The sequence below is a fragment of the Ruegeria sp. YTSC106 genome, from assembly GCF_059609765.1.
Genome location: NZ_JBXWMI010000008.1, coordinates 33859 through 53505, shown reverse-complemented (window position 1 = coordinate 53505; position 19647 = coordinate 33859). Strand labels below are relative to the sequence as shown.

Genomic DNA, 19647 nt, shown 5'->3' with positions numbered 1-19647 from the left:
AGCAGGGGTGTTTTGCGTGACTTTTCTTGGGGGCTATCATGACAGAATGGGCTATTCAGGCCGAAGAACTGGCCAATTGCAATTGCAATTTCGGTTGCCCGTGTCAGTTCAGCGTACTTCCGTCTCACGGAAATTGCGAGGCGGTTGTCGTTTTCGACATTCAAAGCGGTCACTACGGTGACACTGATCTGGGCGGGCTTCGGGCGGCAGGGGTTTATTATTGGCCGGGACCAATTCATGAAGGGAATGGTCAGATGCAGCTGATCATTGATGAAAGCGCAACGGCTGAACAGCGGGCCGCGTTGCAAGCGATCATGACCGGTCAGGATACCGATGAAATGGCCACGTTCTGGTATGTCTTCAGCGCCATGGCACCAACGAAACACGAAACACTTTTCGTTCCAATCGAGCTGGATTGGAACCGCGAAGAACGTAGCGGATACGCCAAGGTTGCCGGGGTTTTCGATGTTGAGGTCAACCCGATCCCACATATCGTATCGGGCGCACCTCACCGCGCGTCGATACAATTGCCGAATGGCTTTGAATACCGCCATGCCGAGGCGGCATCGGGCAGTGCGACGACAACAGGCGGTCAGATCAACCTGACCTTTGACGCAACGCACGCTCATTTGGCGCATCTGAACATCTCGGGCCACGGCGTTCTAGGCGCTTAGGCGGAGACCTCCCATGACCAGACAAAACATATCGTCCCGGTTTGGGGCGGTTGAACGGTTGTTGAGACAGGACAAAGCGATTGTTTTGGGAAGTGTTCTTCTGATTATTCTCGCAGCAGCCTGGTACACGATAACCGGTATCGGAATGACCATGTCTGCGGTCGAGATGACCCGAATGGCCGGCCCGATCGGAGATCCCATGCAAATGGGCTCTAAGTCCGCCTGGAGCGCAAGCTATGCCTTGCTGATCTTTCTGATGTGGTGGGTCATGATGATCGCCATGATGGCCCCGAGCGCTGCACCTGCCGTTCTTCTGTTCATCGCGATCAAGCGGATAGGGCCTGAAAAGCATCGAACGGCAACGTTCGGATTCTGTTTCCTGTCAGGTTATCTTGTTGCCTGGGGTGCATTCAGTCTGACCGCAACTGCGTTGCAATGGGGGCTGGAGCATGTCGGTCTGTTCGACGGTCCAATGATGACGATCAGTTCCGGTGTCTTCGCAGGAAGTATTCTGCTGGCTGCCGGTGCCTATCAGTTTTCAGGTTTGAAGAACGCATGCCTGCGCCACTGCCAAAGCCCTGCACGTTTCCTGGCCGATCACAACCGACCTGGACCATTCGGGGCGTTCCGAACCGGTGCGGAACACGGCACATATTGTCTGGGGTGCTGCTGGGCACTGATGTTGCTGCTGTTCGTAGGAGGGATTATGAATCTCTACTGGATTGTCGGAATTGCCGCCTACGTCGCGCTGGAAAAGCTCCTGCCCAGGGCCCGGTGGCTTGTTCCCGGGACTGGCTTGGCGCTGATCATTGCTGGCCTCTGGTTCATCACTGCACCGTTGTTTTCTGGCATCTGACGCCCGTCCGCCAAGGGGTCGGTAGACGATAAACCCCTGCACTGTTTCAACAAATAAACGGAGAAACCAATGCCTATTTTCATTACTTATGCATCTTACTCGCAGGCTGGCGTCCAAGGGATGCTGCAAAAACCTGAAAACCGCACCGGGCCGGTGAAAGCCTTGCTGGAAAAAGTAGGTGGCAGGCTGCTGTCCTTTTACATGACAACCGGCAGCAACGACGTGGTCGTGATCAGCGAAGCCCCCGATGGAACAGACGCTGTGGCCGTTGGCATGGCTGTCGCCGCATCGGGTGCAGTGACGAACATAGAAACCGTTCGTGCCTGGACCGCGGACGAGTTCACGTCGATAACCGAAAAGGCAGCAGCGCTGACCGGTTCCTACACGCCGCCCGGAGGATAGGAGGGTACGCGCGGAGGGCCTGTAAGCCGGATCTTGTTCCAGGGTTTCCCCCTTCGATGACCATTCCTCTAGGCCGTGCATTGCTGCACGGCTCAAGCTGCCAACCCGGTCCCTCTCGGCCAAGACGCGCTTAGCGGCGGTATCGGCTTGCGCCGACCGGCCCGCGCGGGGACCCTATTTGGCATTGCTCCCGGTGGGGCTTGCCGTGCCGCCGCTGTTGCCAGAGGCGCGGTGGGCTCTTACCCCACCGTTTCACCCTTACCTTTGACCGAAATCGCAGGCGGTCTGATTTCTGTGGCGCTTTCCGTCGGGTTACCCCGCCCGGGCGTTACCCGGCACCGATGTCTTGTGGAGTCCGGACTTTCCTCTCGGGCCTTGCGACCCCAGCGGCCATCCGGCCCTCCGCGCTTGGGCTGGTTAGGCTTTGCGCCCAGCGGCGTCAAGGGATGATGGTTCAAAGAAGGGGCCAGCCCCTTCTTGGCCTGCGGCCAATTCAACCCCGGGATATTTTCGGCCAGATGAAGTGCGGATCAGGAGTGCCGGATCAAGGGGGCGAGATCGGCTTGCTGCAATGGCCCCCTGCCCCATGGGCGGTATCGAAGGCGGACGGCACGTAACAGCGTTTCATCGTCTACATCAGCGCTGAAACCGGCGGCTTGAGCCAGGTTTCGGAACTGGTCCTCTGATGCAGCTTGCGGGCCAAGGGCATATCCGCGTGGCGTAGCCAGCAAGTTGCGCTCCAGCCGCAACCAGTCAAATCGCGGACCGGGGTCAAATTTGCGCCCGGGCGCCATGTCCGAATGGCCGATAACGCCATTTGGTAAAATGGCCCAACGGTGCATTATCTGATGCAACAACTGTTCGAGCCTATGCAATTGGGGTTCCGAGAACGGATGCTTGCCGGTGTTGTCCAACTCGATGCCAATGGAACGGGAGTTGATGTCGGTCTGACCGTGCCATTCTCCGGCACCCGCGTGCCAGGCCCGGTCTTCTTCGCGCACCATTTGCCAAAGCGTGCCATCATTGCCGATCAGGTAATGGACCGAGACCTCGGCCTCCGGGTCGCACAGACGATCCAGAGCCGCCTGCGCGTTGTCCATCGCGGTGTAATGAATCACGATTAAAGATGGCGTCAGCCCATCCCGGCGTTCACCAAAATTGGGCGACGGATGCCAAATGGGCGAGGTTTCAGTTTCTGACGGCACTGCGGAACGGGCTTGGGTCCCAGCCACACGCATAGCCGTCCCCATCCGGGTCCAGACCTTTGCGGTCGCGCTGTGGGCCGCCATTGGACAGAAACTCGATCTGAGCCTGATCCGGGGATGGGAATTGCGCGCAGTTCCTCTGAGCTTTGGCCTGAAGGTTGAAGCCCGAGCGGCTGTAGAGTTGGGTGCCAACGGGATTGGACGTGCTCAGCGCGTATTGCACAATGTTTGTCTGGCCGCTCGCCGTACGCTCGGGCACTGCCGTCGGGGTCACGAGCTCATACGTCTGGCGGTTCTGCTCGATTCGGACGGCGTCCGTTTCGATGCTGCGGCGTTCGGACACGGCGGCAAAATCCTGTTCATCCGAAATCGCGCCAGTGTTCGCCACGGGAACCGCCGTAGCCGCGGCTGGGTTTTGGCCAGATGTGATGGCCAATGCCGCCGCGGCCTGGTTGGCGATATCCGCGTTTTCACCCGTGGCAACAGTCGCCGCACCGGGAGCGCCCAGCGGTTGTTGTGACACATCGACCGGAGCCAGCAGAGGGTTGCCGACCGCACCTTGACCTGCCAATTGAGCTTCTCGCTGCGCCTGATATTCAGGCGTGTTGAAACCTGTGCTGGTCAGCGGTGCGACGTCTGTGCATGCAGCTGCCAGTGTCAGAGCGGGCACCAAAAGCAAAACGCGCATTGTTTGGCTCCGTGTCTAGATATTCTGTTGCCTTAGGCTTACCACCATTTCCCGGGTTTGGCCACAAAACCGGCTGCGTTTTCCAGCGCATAGGCGGTGTTGAGCAGATCGCCTTCTTCCCATGGACGCCCGATCAGTTGCAAACCCAGTGGAAGGCCTTGTGTATCCAACCCGGCGGGGACCGATATTCCGGGCAATCCGGCCAGGTTCACAGTCACTGTAAAGACGTCGTTCAAATACATTTGAACTGGATCTGCCTCGGTCATTTCGCCCAGACCGAAGGCTGCCGATGGGGTCGCCGGGGTCAGGATGGCGTCGACTCCGTCCGCGAACACGTCTTCGAAGTCTTTCTTGATCAGCGTGCGCACCTTGCGGGCACGGTTGTAGTAGGCGTCGTAGAAGCCCGCCGACAACACGTATGTACCGACCATGACCCGGCGTTGCACTTCGTGACCAAAGCCCTCGGCGCGGGTTTTTTCGTACATCTCGGTGATGCCATCCCCCTGCGCCAACTGCGCACGATGCCCATAACGGACACCGTCATAACGGGCGAGGTTCGAAGACGCCTCGGCCGGGGCGATCACATAGTAGGCTGGCAGCGCATACTTGGTGTGCGGCAGTGAGATATCGACGATCTCGGCACCCGCATCCTTCAGCATCGCGGCACCGTCGGCCCAGAGCTTTTCGATCTCTGCGGGCATGCCGTCCATGCGGTATTCCTTGGGGATACCGATCTTCTTGCCCTTGATGTCTCCGGTCAGCATCGCTTCGAAATTCGGGACGGCCAGGTCCGTACTGGTCGAATCCTTGGCGTCATGACCGCACATGGTTTCCAGCATGATCGCGGCGTCGCGGACGTTCTTGGTCATCGGGCCGGCCTGATCCAGCGAGGATGCGAAGGCGACAATGCCCCAACGGGAGCAGCGACCATAGGTCGGCTTGATGCCGGTGATGCCGACAAAAGCCGCGGGCTGGCGGATGGAACCGCCGGTATCGGTGCCCGTTGCCGCAAGGCACAGGTCAGCGGCCACAGCAGACGCAGATCCGCCGGACGAGCCGCCCGGCGTCAGCTGCGCATCATCGTTGCCACGACGCCATGGGCTGACGGCATTGCCATAGACCGATGTTTCGTTGGACGACCCCATGGCGAATTCGTCCATGTTCAGCTTGCCCAGCATCACTGCGCCTGCGTCGGCCAGTTGCTGCGAAACAGTGGATTCGTATTCCGGCTTGAAACCTTCAAGAATGCCCGACGCGGCCTGCGACGGCACGCCCTTGGTGCAGAATAGGTCCTTGATGCCGATCGGCAGGCCACACATAGACGGAGCGTCGCCACCCTTGATCCGTTCATCCGCAGCCTTGGCGCGTTCCATCGCGATCTCAGGCGTCTTGTGGACGAATGCGTTCAGCGCATCTGCTTCATCAATGGCTTTCAGGCAGGCGTCTGTCAGCTCGACAGAAGTGACGTCGCCGGCTCGCAATGCGTCGCGGGCCTCGGCCAGGCCCAGTTTGTTCAGTTCGCTCATGTCTTACTCCACCACTTTGGGGACTGCGAAGAACCCTTCACGGGCGTCGGGGGCGTTGGCCAGAATCTTGTCCTGCTGATTGCCATCAGTGACTTCGTCCTGACGACGCTTGAGGCGCATGGGTGTGACCGAGACCATCGGCTCGACACCTTCCACATCCACTTCGTTCAGCTGTTCGATGAACCCTAGGATGGTGTTGAACTCGGATGCCAGCGCCGGCAGCGCGTCATCCTCGACCTTGATCCGGGCCAGCTTGGCCACTTTGGCGGCGGTGCTTTGGTCAATCGACATCGGCTTCCCTCATCTACGTTAAGGGGCGTTTACCCGTCTGTTGCGACAGTCGCAAGACCGCCGCGCCGCTGGCAGGTCCGAGTTTCGGATTCCTCGTCTTCTCTTGCCATTCAAAACTGAATGAGTGGTATGCGAAAAAGTAAACTGAATAGTTCATTGCGGACCTTGAAAACTAAACTGTACTGTTCATTTTATTTGTGCGACATAACGCAAACCGGAGAAAAAACATGAAACCCCTGATAACAGCCGCAGTCTTGTCCGCCACGTTTCTGGCCGCACCGGCCATGGCCTTGGGTATCGACACAAGCAACCTGACACGCACGTTGACCTTCCCGTCCCCTATTGCGGAACCGGTCACGCAGGATCAGGTTAAACCTGCCAGCTAAAGCGCAGGTCCCGGCCGGGTCAGATATCCCCTCTCTGACCCGGCCGTTTTTCATTTTCGAGGATGCACATCCCAGGGCAAGCCGTTAGCATGACGTCGAATGACGAACAGAACTGCGCCGAGGTTTCGTAGTTCAGGCAAGCCAGTGGAGCAGAAAATGAGCACGCAAAAACAAGCGGTTCTGGACGCAATCGACGCAGCCAACGAAAATGACCCCAACCAAGACGATGGCCGCCCCGCGGCGCTGTTGTATGGCGAACGCATGAGTGCCGAGCTGGACCGCCTGTTTCCGGAAGCTTCCGACGCACTTCAGATCGCCGCGCGCGGGCAGCATGTTGAGCGTTGGAAACTTGCCCGCAGTGAATACCCCGAAGGCCGGGCGGGATATTTGGCCTGGCGCAAGGCGCAGGGCGAACACCATGCCGAAGTGGTCATGGGCTTGATGTCCCGTGAAGGTTATGACGCGGAACAGGTTGAGGCCGCAGGGCGCATGTTGCGCAAACAGGGCCTCAAGCGCGACGCAGAGGTGCAGGCGCTGGAAGACGTGATCTGCTTTGTATTCCTGAAATGGTATTTCCAGCCCTTTGCTGCGAAACACTCGGCCGAGAAAATCCAGAGCATCGTCGAAAAGACTGCCCGTAAGATGTCGCCCGACGGCCGCGCACGGGTATTGCGCGAATTCGATCTGCCCGATCATCTGGCCGCGGCCTTTCAGACCTGAACACGGACCAATGCGGATTCGCCGACCTCGTTTCCATGAGACGTGGGATGGCCGGAAAGGACCATTCCGCGACTCAAGGCCCAAGGCCATCGTCGAAACGGCCCCTGATGAAGGCCGCGCGATACACCTCGATCATCCAACCCAGCATGATGGCATTCAGGATATGCCACATGAAATGCGTCCCCATCGGCCATTGCTTGCAAATTTGCAAATCGAGCGCACGGAAAGTGATGGATAGAATCAGGATCAGGGCCCCGAGCGTCATCGCTCTGGCCAAGTTCGGGTCATTGCCCCGCAGCAGGAACGCGTAGATCAGGATCAACAAAGGGACCGGCGCATAAGCCGCCGACCCACCAATCCCTGGCACACGTTGGAACAATGGTGCAACGGCCGCCGCATAGGGAAGAAACAGAATCATACCGACGAAGGCCAATCCAGACGACATGCGACAGATGTCCCGGTTCACCGCATATATATAGACCAATATGAACAGCAGGATCGGCACCACATCCGCCAATGCCGCCCACACCCTGGCATGGGTGTGAAACAGATAGCTGCCGATCCCAATCATGGCCAGAATCACGACCAGACCCTTGGCCAGTGGCATGTCCTGATCGCGTACGCGCCGCCACATGATCCATGCGGCAATCAGAAAAGCAGCGTTTGTGATCGCATTGATCGGCTCGGCCCAATAGTCAGCCGACAAGCGTTCGCAATAGCCATCGATTTCTCGAATCCAGTCCATGGAATTTTACATAGCCGATGCTAGGCTGCTGCCAAGAGACCTTATGGGAGGAAAACCGGAATGAACATTATCTGGCTGGGCCATGGCAGTTTTCGCATTGAAACTCAGGGGCAGGTTCTGTTGATCGACCCGTGGCTGACCGGCAACCCGGTCTTGCCGGAAGATCAGCATGATGCAGCGCTGGATGGTGCGACTCATATCCTTCTGACCCACACGCATTTCGACCACGTGGTTGATATTCTGCCGCTGGCCAAACACCTGAAAATCCCCGTTGTCGGCCAGTATGATCTGATGGGATTCTGGAGCGAAACGGAAGGCATTGAGACCATCGGTTTCAACAAGGGTGGCACCGTCGATCTGAACGGCGTCAAGGTGACAATGGTTCCGGCTTCTCACAGCTCGACCTTTTCAACACCGGACGGTCTGCGCACCGGTGGCAGTGAAGTCGGCTTCATGATCGCGGCTGAGGGGCAAATGCTCTATGTCTCGGGCGATACCGACATCATGGCCGACATGGATTGGATGGGAGATTACCACAAGCCCGATATCGGCATCCTTTCGGCCGGCGGGCATTTTACCATGGACATGAAAGCCACCGCCTATGCCGCCAAGCGCTACTTCAACTTCAAGACGGTCATCCCATGCCACTACAGAACGTTCCCCATCCTGGAACAGTCCGCACAGGCGTTGATCGACGGATTGCCGGGGGTCGATGTGATCGAGCCTGAGGTGATGCAGCCGATCAAACTCTAGACCCGACTTCAGCTTGGCACGTCCTTCCGGCGCGACGCAAAGAAGTCTTTCAGAAGTGCGGCGGCGTCTTCGCAGGCAATCCCGTCATAAACCTCGGGCACGTGATGCGCCTGTGCATGCGAAAATACGCGTGCACCATGCGCCACACCCCCGGACTTGGGGTCTGCCGCGCCGTAATAGATCCGCCGGATGCGCGCGGCCGCCAAGGCCGCTGCGCACATCGCGCAAGGCTCCAGCGTGACATAAAGATCGTGATCCGGCAGCCGTTCAGACCCCGCTTGTGCACAGGCTGCACGCAAAGCCACGATTTCAGCATGGGCCGTGGGGTCATTCAACTCACGCGTTTGGTTTCCAGCCGCCGCCACAATGGTTCCGTCCGGACCGACGATAACTGCCCCCACGGGCACCTCGCCGCGGTCAGCCGCTGCGCGCGCCTCGGCCAGGGCCTGTTCCATATGCGATTTGAACACCATGCCCCTGACTGCATCAGAAACCCGCCTTTCGCAAGCGCGCGGGATGCGGTATGGCCCTGACATGAACAAGACCCCACCCCCCGGCGATCGGATCGCCAAAGTCCTGGCCCGCGCTGGCGTAGCGTCGCGGCGCGAGGCGGAACGCATGATCGAAGCAGGCCGCGTGGCAGTGAATGGCAAGACCATTGACAGCCCTGCCCTGAACGTGACGGCGAAAGACAAGATCGTAGTCGACGGCAAACCGGTCTCGGAACCGGAACCATCGCGCCTGTGGCTGTATCACAAGCCTGCCGGGTTGGTGACAACGACAAGCGACGAAAAAGGGCGAGAGACAATATTCGACAGGCTGCCCGACGACATGCCACGGGTGATGAGCGTCGGTCGGCTGGATCTGAATTCCGAAGGGTTGCTGCTGTTGACCAACGATGGCGGCATCAAGCGCAAGCTTGAACTGCCCTCGACCGGCTGGTTGCGGAGGTACCGCGTGCGTGTGAACGGCCGCCCGAAGGACGAAGACTTCGAACCGTTGCGCAAGGGTCTGGTAATCGAAGGAGAGCGATTTCAGCCGATGAACGTGTCGCTGGATCGCCAACAGGGCGCAAATGCCTGGCTGACGATCGGCTTGCGCGAAGGCAAGAACCGCGAAATCCGCCGCGCGATGGAAGATATCGGTTTAACCGTGAACCGACTGTTGCGCGTGTCCTACGGCCCCTTCCAGCTGGGGACTCTGAAACAGGGTGAGGTCGAAGAAGTCCGTCGCAAGGTCATGCGCGATCAACTGGGTCTGGATTCCGAAGATAAAGCCGACAACGCGCCCAAACGCCCGTCACGGCTACAAAGAAAACGACCTCAAATCGGCAAGAATCCCCGCAAGTGATGCGGGTTCGGCAACCTTCCCCCTAGCGCTAAGCCCGCGTATCCCCTAAATTTTCAGTGAAAGCTGCTATTTGGGGGGTGTGATGTCCGGAAGCGGAGTGCAAAAACTGGCCTACGCTGTACTGCTGGTGCTGTTGTTCGGCGTCTGCACTGGCTTGCTCGGGGGTCTGTAAGCCATGGCAAAACGGTTTGGCGGTAAATACAGCCCACAGGGCGATGAAACGGAAAACGCTCCGCTGCCAAGGGGTCAGTTTGACGGCGCGCGGGTCGAGCCCGCTGGTGCGCGTGCGAATATTTTGTTTCTGCCCGCCATTCCTCTGGTGTTTCTGTCCCTGAACGACGGCGCGATTGGCATGACCATCGGGTTGATCGCCGCTGGTTTTCTGACGGCGGCCGCATTCTTGCTGCGGGAAGGCCTGAGGGCCGAGGCCGCGTACAACGCCCGCAAAACCGCCCGAAGGCCCGCTTTTCCGCGCAAGATCTTTGCCAGTGTTCTCACTGGCCTTGGCGCAGGCCTTGCGTCTTACAGATCCGAGTTTCTGGACGCTGAGGCAGCCGCGCAGGTCAGCCTGTTGGCCCCCGTACTGTTTGGCGTTGCGGCGACCGTTTTGCACTCTGTCTCATTTGGACTTGATCCGATGAAGGACAAAGGGATGGAAGGGGTCGACACCTATCAGCAAGACCGTGTGGCCCGCGTGGTCGATGATGCCGAGAAACAGTTGTCGGAAATGACGGATGCCATAAAACGCGCGGGCGACCGACGCGTCGAAGCCCGTGTGGAGCGGTTTCAGGACACCGCACGTGACCTGTTCCGCACGGTCGAGGAAGATCCTCGCGATCTGGCCGGAGCCAGAAAATACCTGACCGTCTATCTGCGGGGCGCGCGTGACGCGACTGTCAAGTTTGCTGATGTCTACGCGCGCACCCGCGATGCGCAGGCGCTTGCCGACTATTCCGCCCTGCTGGACGATCTGGAGCAGAATTTTTCCGCACGTACGCGGAAAATGTTATTGGATGACCGCAGTGATCTGACGGTCGAAATCGACGTGTTGCGTGAAAGACTGCAGCGCGAAGGCGTCCGGCTGGACTGACCGGCCATTATTTGAGCGAGGAACATCCCCATGTCCGATGAGATCAAGAAAAAGGCAGTTCAGGCCGAAACTCTGGTACAGGAAGTCACCGCAGTTGCCCTGCCCGAACCACAGGCCGAAGTCGTGTCGCTGGAGGAAGCCGACGAACCCGTCAGCGCCGAAATCCGCAAGCGGATGAATGAAATCGACATGGACAACACCAATTCGATCGTCGCGTTTGGCTCGTCCGCTCAGGCCGAACTTCAGGAAATCAGCCAGGCCATGCTGGCGGATGTGCGCAACAAGGATGTCGGCCCGGCCGGTGACAGCCTGCGCAACATCGTAACCACGATACGCGGGTTCTCGGTCAGTGAACTTGACGTGCGTCGCGAACGTAGCTGGTGGGAAAAACTGTTGGGCAGAGCTGCACCATTTGCAAAATTTACCGCTCAGTACGAAGAGGTTCAGGACCAGATCGACCGCATTACCGACGATCTACTGGGGCATGAGCATACGCTGCTCAAGGATATCAAGTCTTTGGACCTGCTGTATGAAAAGACCTTGGATTTCTATGATGAACTGGCGCTGTACATCGCGGCGGGCGAAGAGAAGCTGACCGAACTCGACAGCCACGCCATCCCTGAAAAAGAAGCCGAAGTTCAGGCTGCACCCGAAGAACAACAGGTGATGAAGGCGCAGGAACTGCGCGACATGCGCGCGGCACGCGATGACCTCGAACGCCGGGTTCATGACCTGAAACTGACACGACAGGTCACGATGCAGTCGCTGCCGTCGATCCGTTTGGTTCAGGAAAACGACAAGTCGCTGGTCACCAAGATCAACTCGACACTGGTGAACACCGTCCCGCTTTGGGAAACGCAACTGGCCCAGGCGGTTACGATCCAGCGCAGCGCCGAGGCCGCTGCCGCGGTGCGGGATGCAAATGACCTGACCAACGAGCTTTTGACCTCGAACGCAGCCAACCTGCGTGAATCGAACAAGATGATCCGCCAAGAAATGGAGCGCGGTGTGTTTGACATCGAAGCAGTCAAGCAGGCCAATGCCGACCTAATTGGCACCATCAACGAAAGCCTTGCGATTGCGGACGAAGGCAAGGCCAAACGCGCCGCAGCCGAAGCTGAGTTGCAGAAGATGGAAAAGGAACTGCGCGACACTTTGGCGTCTGCCAAGGCACGGCGCGACGGAACCGGCGACAATGCCGGTACGGCGGTACCTGGCTAAGGGCGGGTTCAGCGTGCGGGCCTTCGGTTACTTGAAACGAACATTGGGTATAGTATCATTCCTGGCCCTGGCCAATTGCGATGAGACCCTGACGTCATCCGTTGTTCCGCAACCCCGCCCCGCACCCGCACCTGTGGCAGCCATTGCTTATGTGCCGCCGTCTGCCGCAAGTCAGGATCTGGCGCGCTTTTATCGGCGGGTTGAACGGGACCTGCTGGTGCGGGGACTTTTGCGCATCGATGGGGGCGGCCCCGACACCCCCTATGATGCCGAAGATCTGTCGCGGAATTTCGAAGCGATTGCGTTCTACAGTGAGTATCCGACGCAGAGCGTCGCGGTTGGCTCGCGTCAGACGGACGGGCAACTCAGCCGATGGTCCGGGTCGGTGCGCATACAGACCGAGTTCGGCCCTTCGGTGCTTCCCTCTGCACGGCAGAAAGACACAGATCAGGTTCGGTCCTTTGCCACCCGTCTGGCCAGATTGACCGATCATCCGATTTCCGTCGTCTCTCGCAACGCCAATTTCCATGTCTTTTTTGCAGGCAAGGACGACAGCGCCTATGTCGTATCCCGCCTGAAGCAGCTGATCCCGAATATCGGTCAGGACTCGCTGAACCTGGTGGCCAATCCACGTGCCAATATCGATTGTCTGGTGTTTGCATCGGCAACGACCTCATCACCACACAGATACGTACGAGCCGTTTCCCTTATCCGGGCCGAATTGACGGATCTGGGCCGCCAAAGCTGCATTCACGAAGAAATTGCTCAGGGTCTTGGCCTGTCCAATGACAGCCCGGCAGCGCGACCTTCGATTTTCAATGATGACGACGAGTTTGCCCTGCTGACCAGCCACGACGAAAAGCTGCTGACGATGCTGTATGACCCGCGACTGCAGCCCGGCGTAGACGTCGACGAAGCACGACCCATTGTAAGAATTATTGCACACGAACTGATGGGGCAGCCGCTCTGACCCCAAGGACAGGAGAACCCAAATGGGAATATTCGATTTTCTGACCGGAGAATTCATTGATGTCATTCATTGGGTGGATGACACCCGTGACACCATGGTCTGGCGGTTCGAGCGCGAAGGTCACGAGATCAAGTATGGCGCCAAGCTGACCGTGCGCGAAGGTCAGGCGGCGGTCTTTGTGCACGAAGGCCAACTGGCGGATGTGTTTACGCCGGGCCTTTATATGCTTGAAACAAACAACATGCCGATCCTGACCACGTTGCAGCACTGGGATCATGGATTTCAATCTCCGTTCAAGTCAGAGATTTATTTCGTCAACACCACACGGTTCAACGACCTGAAATGGGGCACAAAGAACCCGATCATGCTGCGCGATCCGGAGTTCGGGCCGACCCGGATCCGCGCCTATGGCACTTATACTGTACGTGTGAAGGACCCAGCCAAGTTCCTGATCGAGATCGTAGGAACTGACGGTGAATTCACAATGGACGAGATCAGCTTTCAGATCCGCAACATCATCGTGCAGGAATTCAGTCGGGTCATCGCGGGGTCGGGCATTCCGGTTCTGGACATGGCCGCCAACACCGCCGATCTGGGCAAGCTGATCGCGGCCGAGGTGTCGCCGGTACTGGACGGATACGGGCTCGAGATGCCTGAGTTCTATATCGAAAACATCTCGCTGCCGCCGGCGGTCGAGGCGGCGCTGGACAAGCGCACCTCGATGGGATTGGCCGGTGATCTGGGCAAGTTTACACAGTATTCCGCAGCCGAGGCAATGACGGCGGCCGCCAGCAACCCAAACGGCGGTGGCGGCATGGGCGCTGGCCTTGGCATGGGAATGGGCATGGCGATGGCGAACCAGATGGCGAACATGGCAGCGGGTCAGCCGTCAGGCCCGTGGGGCGCGACCGCGCCCGCTGCTGCGCAACCGGCCGCGCATGTGGCCCCGCCGCCTCCGCCCCCCGTCGAGCATGTGTGGCATATCGCGGTGGACGGACAGACCAGCGGCCCGTTCTCGAAGGCCAAGATGGGCCGCATGGCCAGCGACGGCGAGATCACGCGCGACACTTTCGTGTGGACGCCTGGTCAGGACGGATGGAAGAAAGCGGGCGAGGTGCAGGAGCTGGCGCAGCTGTTCACCATTCTGCCTCCGCCCCCACCCGGCACATGAGGGCACCGCATGGCCGGCCCTGGAAAGCGCTCGAAGAAGGTCAGACGCAGAACGCGGCCCGGCCCGCATTTCGTCTGCCCCTGCTGCGACTATGTCACCCTTTCGGAGCGCGGAAAGTACCTGATCTGTCCGATCTGTTTCTGGGAGGACGAGGAAATCCATTGTGACACGAACCCACGCGAGCCCTCGGCGGCCAATCATAGCCTGACGCTGGCCGAAGGGCGCGACAGTTTCAAGACGATCGGGGCCTGCGAGGCCGCGATGCTGCCGCATGTCCTGCCCGAGGGAAACCGCGCGGCCTATCTCTACTTCCGTCTCAAGGACTGAGCGTGTCATGACTCATGCCCCTGCCCCATCGCCTGATGTCGCGGAACACCGTTTTCCGTGTGACCAGTGCGGCGCGGACTATCGGTTCGACCCGAAATCCGGCACGCTGACCTGTAACCATTGCGGCCATTCCGAACCGATCGGTGCGGGACCCTGGGGCGGCGCCAGCCTGCGCGAGCTGGATTTCGACGCGGCCATCGCTGACCGCCTGCCCGACAGCGAAATCGAAGAGACACGGGTTCTGTCCTGCCCAAATTGTGCGGCGCAGGTTGAATTCGACCCCAACACCCATGCTGCGGAATGCCCGTTCTGCGCTACTCCGGTTGTGACGGACACCGGGGTGAACCGACATATCAAACCGAAGGGCGTTCTGCCTTTTGCTCTGGATGAACGCGTGGCCCACACGGCGATGAGCGATTGGCTGGGGCGGCTGTGGTTCGCTCCGAACGGGCTCAAGGATTATGCCCGCAAAGGACGTAGGATGCAGGGTATCTACGTGCCGTACTGGACCTTTGATGCCGATACGAAATCGGCCTATCGCGGAGAGCGCGGCACAGTCTACTATGAAACCCGCACCGTCATGCGGGATGGCAAACGGGTGCAACAACAGGTGCCAAAAGTCCGCTGGACGCCCAAGTCCGGCCGGGTGGCGCGTTTTTTTGACGACGTGTTGGTATTGGCCTCAAGGTCACTGCCCAAGACTTACACCGATGCTCTGGAGCCTTGGGATCTACCAGCTCTGGAACCCTACCAACCAGAATACCTCGCCGGGTTTCGCGCCGAGGCCTATACGGTTGAGCTGAAAGAGGGATATGCCGAGGCCCGAGCACATATGGCGCGCGTGATCGAGCGGGATGTACGTTTTGATATTGGTGGCGACAGGCAACGTATCCACGCAGTGGACACCGATGTGCGCGATGTCACATTCAAACATATCCTGCTGCCGGTCTGGTTGGCGGCCTATAAGTATCGCGGCCAGACCTATCGTTTCGTGGTGAACGGCCGGACCGGTCGGGTTCAGGGAGAGCGCCCCTGGTCGGCAATAAAGATCACAATCGCCGTTGTACTTGGTCTGCTGGTTGCCGCAGGTGTCGGGTACTTGATGGCAACAGGACAGCAATAACAGCCTCTTGTACATTGTACACCGCACCTTCATCCTCAGGCCTGCAACGTTGAAAAGAGGTCCACGTGTCGATTGCTGAATTGAATGCCTTGCTGGACAAACGTCATTCCTGCCGGGCCTTTCTGCCGGACCCGGTACCGCAAGAACAGATCGCGCAGATCGTGACCAGCGCGTCCCGGGTGCCAAGCTGGTGCAACGCGCAACCTTGGCAACTGGTCATCACCAGCGGAGACGAAACCGACAGGTTCCGCGACGCGATGCTAAACGAGGCGGAAAACGGCACACCGGCCCCGGATCTTCCATTTCCCACGTCTTACTCCGGCGTGTACAAAGACCGCCGCCGGACGTGCGGCTGGGCACTCTACGACGCGGTTGGCGTAAAACGGGGGAACCGCGAGGAATCGGCCCAGCAAATGATGCAGAACTTTGCCCTGTTTGGCGCACCACATTGTGCCATCATCTCAAGCCCGGCAGAGCTTGGACCATATGGTGCAATGGATTGCGGCGGCTTTGTCACGGCTTTTGCGCTCGCTGCTCAGGCTTTGGGCGTGGCAACCATCCCGCAAGCGGCATTGGCCACATATAGTCCTTTTTTGCATCAGTATTTTCAGATCCCCGATGACCAGCTGATCCTGTGTGCAATTTCCTTTGGCTATTCGGATATGGATCATCCTGCAAACAGCTTCCGTACGGAGCGCGCGGCATTGGGTGACTTTGTGGACTGGCGCGGCTAAACCGTCGCTCAGGCAGGCTCAACGTTTCGGGGGAGGAACCAAGTGCGCGCATTGCTGCAAAGGGTGACACAGGCCAAAGTGTCGGTCGGAAGCACCGTCATAGGCACAACCGGCCCTGGGCTCATGATTCTTGTCTGTGCCATGCAGGGCGACAGCAAGGCACAGGCAGAAAAACTGGCCGAGAAAACCGCGAAACTGCGGATTTTCAAGGACGACGCCGGCAAGATGAACCGTTCGCTTCTGGATGTTGAAGGCTCTGCTTTGGTGGTCAGCCAGTTCACATTGGCGGCGGACACCTCCGGCGGCAATCGCCCCGGATTTTCGAACGCAGCCCCGCCTGAGCTGGGAGAGCAGTTGTACACGGTCTTCGCAGAGCACCTTGCCGCGCAGGGGATCGCAGTGGAAGCCGGACAGTTCGGCGCGGACATGGCGGTTGAGCTTGTAAATGATGGGCCAGTCACGATCTGGGTGGAGAATTGATGGATATTGAGAAGCAAGCCGTCAGGTTGTGGCAGGCCGGGGTTGAGGCCGTCGGCGGATATCAGGCCACCCAAGCCGCCTTGCCTGATGTCCCGAAACCCGACCGTATTCTGGCCGTGGGCAAACCAGCCGCAGCCATGGCGCGGGCTGCGCTGGCGCAATTTGGCGCTATCCCCACGCTTGTGGTCACCAAAGACGACCATGGCCGCGACCTGCCGGGTGGGGTCGAGGTGATTGAAGCGTCACACCCCGTTCCGGACGACCGCAGTCTTGCGGGCGGGCGTGCTCTGCGCCTGGCCATGGAACAAATGGAACCCGGATCACATGTGCTGCTGCTGGTTTCGGGCGGCGCGTCATCCCTGGCCGAGGACCTACTTTCCGGAACATCACTTGATGACCTCGAGGGGTTAAACCGCAAACTGCTGTCCAAAGGGCTGGATATCCGCGCGATGAATGCCGAGCGGCGCAAGCTGTCGCGTATCAAGGGCGGCGGTCTGCTGTCCCATTTCGCCGGAAACCGCGCCACTGTTCTGGCGATTTCGGATGTGCCCGGAGACGACCTGAATGTCATCGGATCGGGAATCGGAGCATTGCCTGATAAACATTCCTTTGCGGCCACCACCCGGATCGTTGCTTCGAACGCGCATGCCCGCAATGCGGCTGCCAAAGCAGCGGAAACGGCGGGGTTGAGTGTCTTGACCAATAATGAGGCCCTGCACGACGACTATTTGCAGGTCGCGGCGCGTCTTGGGCCCATGCTGCGCGAAATGAAAAAGGGAGTGATGATCTTTGGCGGAGAACCGACCGTGGTTTTGCCTGATCACCCGGGGCGTGGCGGCAGAAATCAGGCCCTTGCGCTTGCCTTGGCCAAAGAGATTTCAGGCCAAACAGATCTTGCGGTGGTCGTGGGCGGCACCGACGGCACGGACGGTCCGACAAATGCGGCGGGAGGAATCATAACAGGCGCAACCTGGGGTGATGGCGCAGATCGCGCGCTTCGAAAAGCCGACAGCGGGTCTTTCCTGGATAAAGCCAATGCTTTGCTGATAACAGGGCCAACCGGCACCAATGTCATGGACCTGGTTGTCGCGATACGTGGATGAATTGACGCTTATCATGCCACCTTGACCCGCAATCGACCGGAAACTACCCGGAAATGCAGACTGCACCTGAACACCCAATCAGCAATTGCCGCACACCTGACAAGAAAGAGAGGGCTTCGGCCATCGGTATTTAGGAGAAATGTCCTTGCCCGGTCCGCGGAAATAAGCCAACGTTGACTCATGCGTCAACAAAAGCCCGAAAAGGGCTGGAACCACTCGATAGGGAGATCACTAAATGAACGAACAAATCACGCATATGGCCGGTCAGGTCACAGCCGGAAAAATGACCCGCCGCGAATTCATGGGGAAAGCCGCGGCCCTGGGCGTTTCGGCTGCCGTGGCCAGCACGATGTTCGCCGACGCAGCACGCGCAGCTGGCCCGAAAAAGGGCGGCGACCTGAAGTTTGGCCTTCAGGGTGGCGAGTCCACAAACTCGCTGGATCCCGCGACCTATGCCAGCTCGGTTCCGTTCCAGAACGGCAAGCAATTCGGCGACCAGCTTGTAGAAGTTGCACCTGATGGGACCATCGAGCCGCGCCTGGCTGAAAGCGTCGAAGGCAGCGCGGACGCCAAGGTTTGGACCTTCAAACTGCGTCAGGGTGTCGAGTTCCACAATGGCAAGACTATGACCAGCGAGGACGTGCTGAAGACCATGCAGCGCCACTCGAACGAAGACTCCAAATCTGGCGCCCTCGGCATCATGAAGGGCATCGAGTCAATGAAGGCCGACGGCGACAACTTCCAGGTCACTCTGACCGAAGCGAACGCCGACCTGCCTTATCTGATGGCGGACTACCACCTGATCATTCAGCCGGACGGCGGCATGGATAACCCGGCGGCTGGGATCGGCACTGGTCCGTACAAACTGGAAGTTGACGAGCCCGGTGTCCGTCACCTGTTCACCAAGAACGAAAACCACTGGAACAGCGATTTCGGCAACTTTGACAGCGTCGAAGTGGTTGTCATCAACGATGCGACCGCACGTACTGCAGCGCTGCAGTCCGGTCAGGTGCACGCCGTTAACCGCGTAGAACCCAAAGTAGCCGACTTACTGGGGCGCGCGCCAAACCTGACGGTGCATTCAACAGCGGGTCGCGGACATTATGTCTTCATCATGCATTGCGACACGGCTCCGTTCGACAACAACGAACTGCGCACGGCACTGAAATACGCAATCAACCGTACGGATCTGGTGGACAAGGTACTGCGCGGCTATGGCTCGATCGGGAATGATATGCCGATCAACGCCGCCTACCCACTGTTTGATGAGACCATCGAACAGCGCGAGTTCAGCGTGGAAAAAGCTGCCGAGCACTACAAGAAGTCCGGTCATGACGGCTCGCCGATTATCCTTCGTGTTGCTGACGGTGCCTTCCCGGGTGCTGTGGATGCCGCAGCGCTGTTCCAACAGACGGCGGCGCAGGCCGGAATTCCGCTTGAGATCAAGCGTGAACCCAATGACGGATACTGGTCCGAAGTTTGGAACGTGCAACCTTTCTGTGCCTCCTACTGGGGCGGCCGTCCGGTTCAGGACCAGATGTACTCGACCGCGTATCTATCAACCGCAGACTGGAACGACACTCGGTTCAAGGTTCAGGCGTTCGATGACATGCTATTCGCGGCAAAGGCGGAGCTGGACGTTGAAAAACGCAAGGGCATCTATAGCCAGATGGGCAGAATGGTCCGCGACGAAGGCGGCCTGATCTGCCCGATGTTCAACGACTTTGTCGAAGGTGTCAGCAACCAACTGGACGGCTGGGAAAGCGACCCGACGCAAGAGATGATGAACGGCAACATGTCCCGCAAAATGTGGTTCGTCTAAGACGGGCCAC

At 58.9% G+C, this 19647-nt stretch carries 23 protein-coding genes and 1 other RNA gene; 17 read left to right on the top strand and 7 right to left on the bottom strand.

The window, feature by feature from the left end:
- Positions 1 to 38: 38 nt before the first annotated feature.
- The 3 genes from AC2FEB_RS12625 to AC2FEB_RS12615 all read left to right on the top strand — a co-directional run bounded on the left by AC2FEB_RS12625 (position 39) and on the right by AC2FEB_RS12615 (position 1932).
- Complete coding sequence (locus AC2FEB_RS12625; protein WP_496675767.1) at positions 39 to 674, top strand: DUF1326 domain-containing protein; 636 nt, start codon at positions 39 to 41, stop codon at positions 672 to 674.
- A 13-nt stretch (positions 675 to 687) separates the two neighbouring features.
- Positions 688 to 1530 carry a DUF2182 domain-containing protein gene (locus AC2FEB_RS12620; RefSeq protein ID WP_496675765.1) on the top strand — a complete coding sequence of 281 codons (843 nt, stop codon included), beginning with the start codon at positions 688 to 690 and terminating at the stop codon, positions 1528 to 1530.
- Positions 1531 to 1599: 69 nt separating this feature from the next.
- Positions 1600 to 1932: a GYD domain-containing protein gene (locus tag AC2FEB_RS12615; protein WP_299895019.1), complete on the top strand. Its 333-nt coding sequence runs from the start codon at positions 1600 to 1602 to the stop codon at positions 1930 to 1932.
- Positions 1933 to 1938: 6 nt separating this feature from the next.
- On the opposite strand, the gene rnpB is transcribed toward AC2FEB_RS12615, so the two are convergent.
- The 5 genes from rnpB to gatC all read right to left on the bottom strand — a co-directional run bounded on the left by rnpB (position 1939) and on the right by gatC (position 5642).
- An RNA gene (gene rnpB / locus AC2FEB_RS12610) (RNase P RNA component class A) lies at positions 1939 to 2338 on the bottom strand.
- Positions 2339 to 2462: 124 nt separating this feature from the next.
- Positions 2463 to 3170, bottom strand: a complete 708-nt coding sequence (locus AC2FEB_RS12605; RefSeq protein WP_496675762.1) for an N-acetylmuramoyl-L-alanine amidase — start codon at positions 3168 to 3170, stop codon at positions 2463 to 2465.
- Entirely contained in the window at positions 3121 to 3825 is a 705-nt protein-coding gene (locus AC2FEB_RS12600; RefSeq protein WP_496675759.1) for a hypothetical protein, read from the bottom strand. Before AC2FEB_RS12600 ends, AC2FEB_RS12605 begins: the two co-directional genes overlap by 50 nt.
- Before the next feature lie 38 nt (positions 3826 to 3863).
- Entirely contained in the window at positions 3864 to 5351 is a 1488-nt protein-coding gene (gene gatA / locus AC2FEB_RS12595; protein ID WP_117868237.1) for an Asp-tRNA(Asn)/Glu-tRNA(Gln) amidotransferase subunit GatA, read from the bottom strand.
- Between the two features lie 3 nt (positions 5352 to 5354).
- Positions 5355 to 5642 carry an Asp-tRNA(Asn)/Glu-tRNA(Gln) amidotransferase subunit GatC gene (gatC, locus tag AC2FEB_RS12590; RefSeq protein WP_117868236.1) on the bottom strand — a complete coding sequence of 96 codons (288 nt, stop codon included), beginning with the start codon at positions 5640 to 5642 and terminating at the stop codon, positions 5355 to 5357.
- A gap of 227 nt (positions 5643 to 5869) precedes the next feature.
- On the opposite strand from gatC, the gene AC2FEB_RS12585 reads away from it, so the two are divergent.
- Positions 5870 to 6028 carry a hypothetical protein gene (locus AC2FEB_RS12585; protein ID WP_162896729.1) on the top strand — a complete coding sequence of 53 codons (159 nt, stop codon included), beginning with the start codon at positions 5870 to 5872 and terminating at the stop codon, positions 6026 to 6028.
- Between the two features lie 156 nt (positions 6029 to 6184).
- Entirely contained in the window at positions 6185 to 6748 is a 564-nt protein-coding gene (locus tag AC2FEB_RS12580) for a DUF4202 domain-containing protein (RefSeq protein WP_496675756.1), read from the top strand.
- A 73-nt stretch (positions 6749 to 6821) separates the two neighbouring features.
- Here the strand turns inward: AC2FEB_RS12580 and AC2FEB_RS12575 are convergent, their stop codons facing one another.
- Positions 6822 to 7493 (bottom strand): ceramidase domain-containing protein, encoded by a 672-nt coding sequence (locus AC2FEB_RS12575; protein ID WP_117868234.1) that lies wholly within the window; start codon positions 7491 to 7493, stop codon positions 6822 to 6824.
- Positions 7494 to 7553: 60 nt separating this feature from the next.
- Between AC2FEB_RS12575 and AC2FEB_RS12570 the strand changes: the two genes are divergently transcribed.
- Entirely contained in the window at positions 7554 to 8246 is a 693-nt protein-coding gene (locus tag AC2FEB_RS12570; RefSeq protein WP_496675754.1) for a metal-dependent hydrolase, read from the top strand.
- 8 nt (positions 8247 to 8254) lie between these two features.
- Here AC2FEB_RS12570 and AC2FEB_RS12565 read toward each other — a convergent pair whose 3' ends face one another.
- Complete coding sequence (locus AC2FEB_RS12565) at positions 8255 to 8719, bottom strand: nucleoside deaminase (protein WP_496675751.1); 465 nt, start codon at positions 8717 to 8719, stop codon at positions 8255 to 8257.
- Here AC2FEB_RS12565 and AC2FEB_RS12560 point away from each other — a divergent pair.
- The 11 genes from AC2FEB_RS12560 (at position 8718) to AC2FEB_RS12510 (ending at position 19637) form a co-directional block, all read left to right on the top strand.
- Positions 8718 to 9596 carry a pseudouridine synthase gene (locus tag AC2FEB_RS12560; RefSeq protein WP_496675748.1) on the top strand — a complete coding sequence of 293 codons (879 nt, stop codon included), beginning with the start codon at positions 8718 to 8720 and terminating at the stop codon, positions 9594 to 9596. The genes AC2FEB_RS12565 and AC2FEB_RS12560 overlap by 2 nt on opposite strands.
- Positions 9597 to 9771: 175 nt before the next feature.
- Positions 9772 to 10686, top strand: a complete 915-nt coding sequence (locus tag AC2FEB_RS12555; RefSeq protein WP_496675746.1) for a 5-bromo-4-chloroindolyl phosphate hydrolysis family protein — start codon at positions 9772 to 9774, stop codon at positions 10684 to 10686.
- 30 nt (positions 10687 to 10716) lie between these two features.
- On the top strand, positions 10717 to 11907 hold the full coding sequence (locus AC2FEB_RS12550; RefSeq protein ID WP_299640154.1) for a toxic anion resistance protein: 1191 nt from the start codon (positions 10717 to 10719) through the stop codon (positions 11905 to 11907).
- Positions 11882 to 12877, top strand: a complete 996-nt coding sequence (locus AC2FEB_RS12545; RefSeq protein ID WP_496675743.1) for a DUF2927 domain-containing protein — start codon at positions 11882 to 11884, stop codon at positions 12875 to 12877. The genes AC2FEB_RS12550 and AC2FEB_RS12545 overlap by 26 nt, the downstream gene beginning before the upstream one ends.
- 22 nt (positions 12878 to 12899) lie before the next feature.
- Entirely contained in the window at positions 12900 to 14048 is a 1149-nt protein-coding gene (locus AC2FEB_RS12540) for an SPFH domain-containing protein (RefSeq protein WP_117868227.1), read from the top strand.
- 9 nt (positions 14049 to 14057) lie between these two features.
- On the top strand, positions 14058 to 14375 hold the full coding sequence (locus AC2FEB_RS12535; protein WP_496675739.1) for a CPCC family cysteine-rich protein: 318 nt from the start codon (positions 14058 to 14060) through the stop codon (positions 14373 to 14375).
- Between the two features lie 7 nt (positions 14376 to 14382).
- Complete coding sequence (locus tag AC2FEB_RS12530) at positions 14383 to 15498, top strand: TFIIB-type zinc finger domain-containing protein (protein WP_496675736.1); 1116 nt, start codon at positions 14383 to 14385, stop codon at positions 15496 to 15498.
- Between the two features lie 65 nt (positions 15499 to 15563).
- Entirely contained in the window at positions 15564 to 16232 is a 669-nt protein-coding gene (locus AC2FEB_RS12525) for a nitroreductase (RefSeq protein ID WP_496675734.1), read from the top strand.
- Between the two features lie 42 nt (positions 16233 to 16274).
- Positions 16275 to 16712, top strand: coding sequence for a D-aminoacyl-tRNA deacylase (gene dtd / locus AC2FEB_RS12520; protein WP_117868223.1), 438 nt, complete (start codon positions 16275 to 16277; stop codon positions 16710 to 16712).
- On the top strand, positions 16712 to 17815 hold the full coding sequence (locus tag AC2FEB_RS12515; RefSeq protein ID WP_496675732.1) for a DUF4147 domain-containing protein: 1104 nt from the start codon (positions 16712 to 16714) through the stop codon (positions 17813 to 17815). The genes dtd and AC2FEB_RS12515 overlap by 1 nt, the downstream gene beginning before the upstream one ends.
- A 235-nt stretch (positions 17816 to 18050) precedes the next feature.
- Positions 18051 to 19637, top strand: coding sequence for an ABC transporter substrate-binding protein (locus AC2FEB_RS12510; protein ID WP_117868221.1), 1587 nt, complete (start codon positions 18051 to 18053; stop codon positions 19635 to 19637).
- Positions 19638 to 19647: the final 10 nt, after the last annotated feature.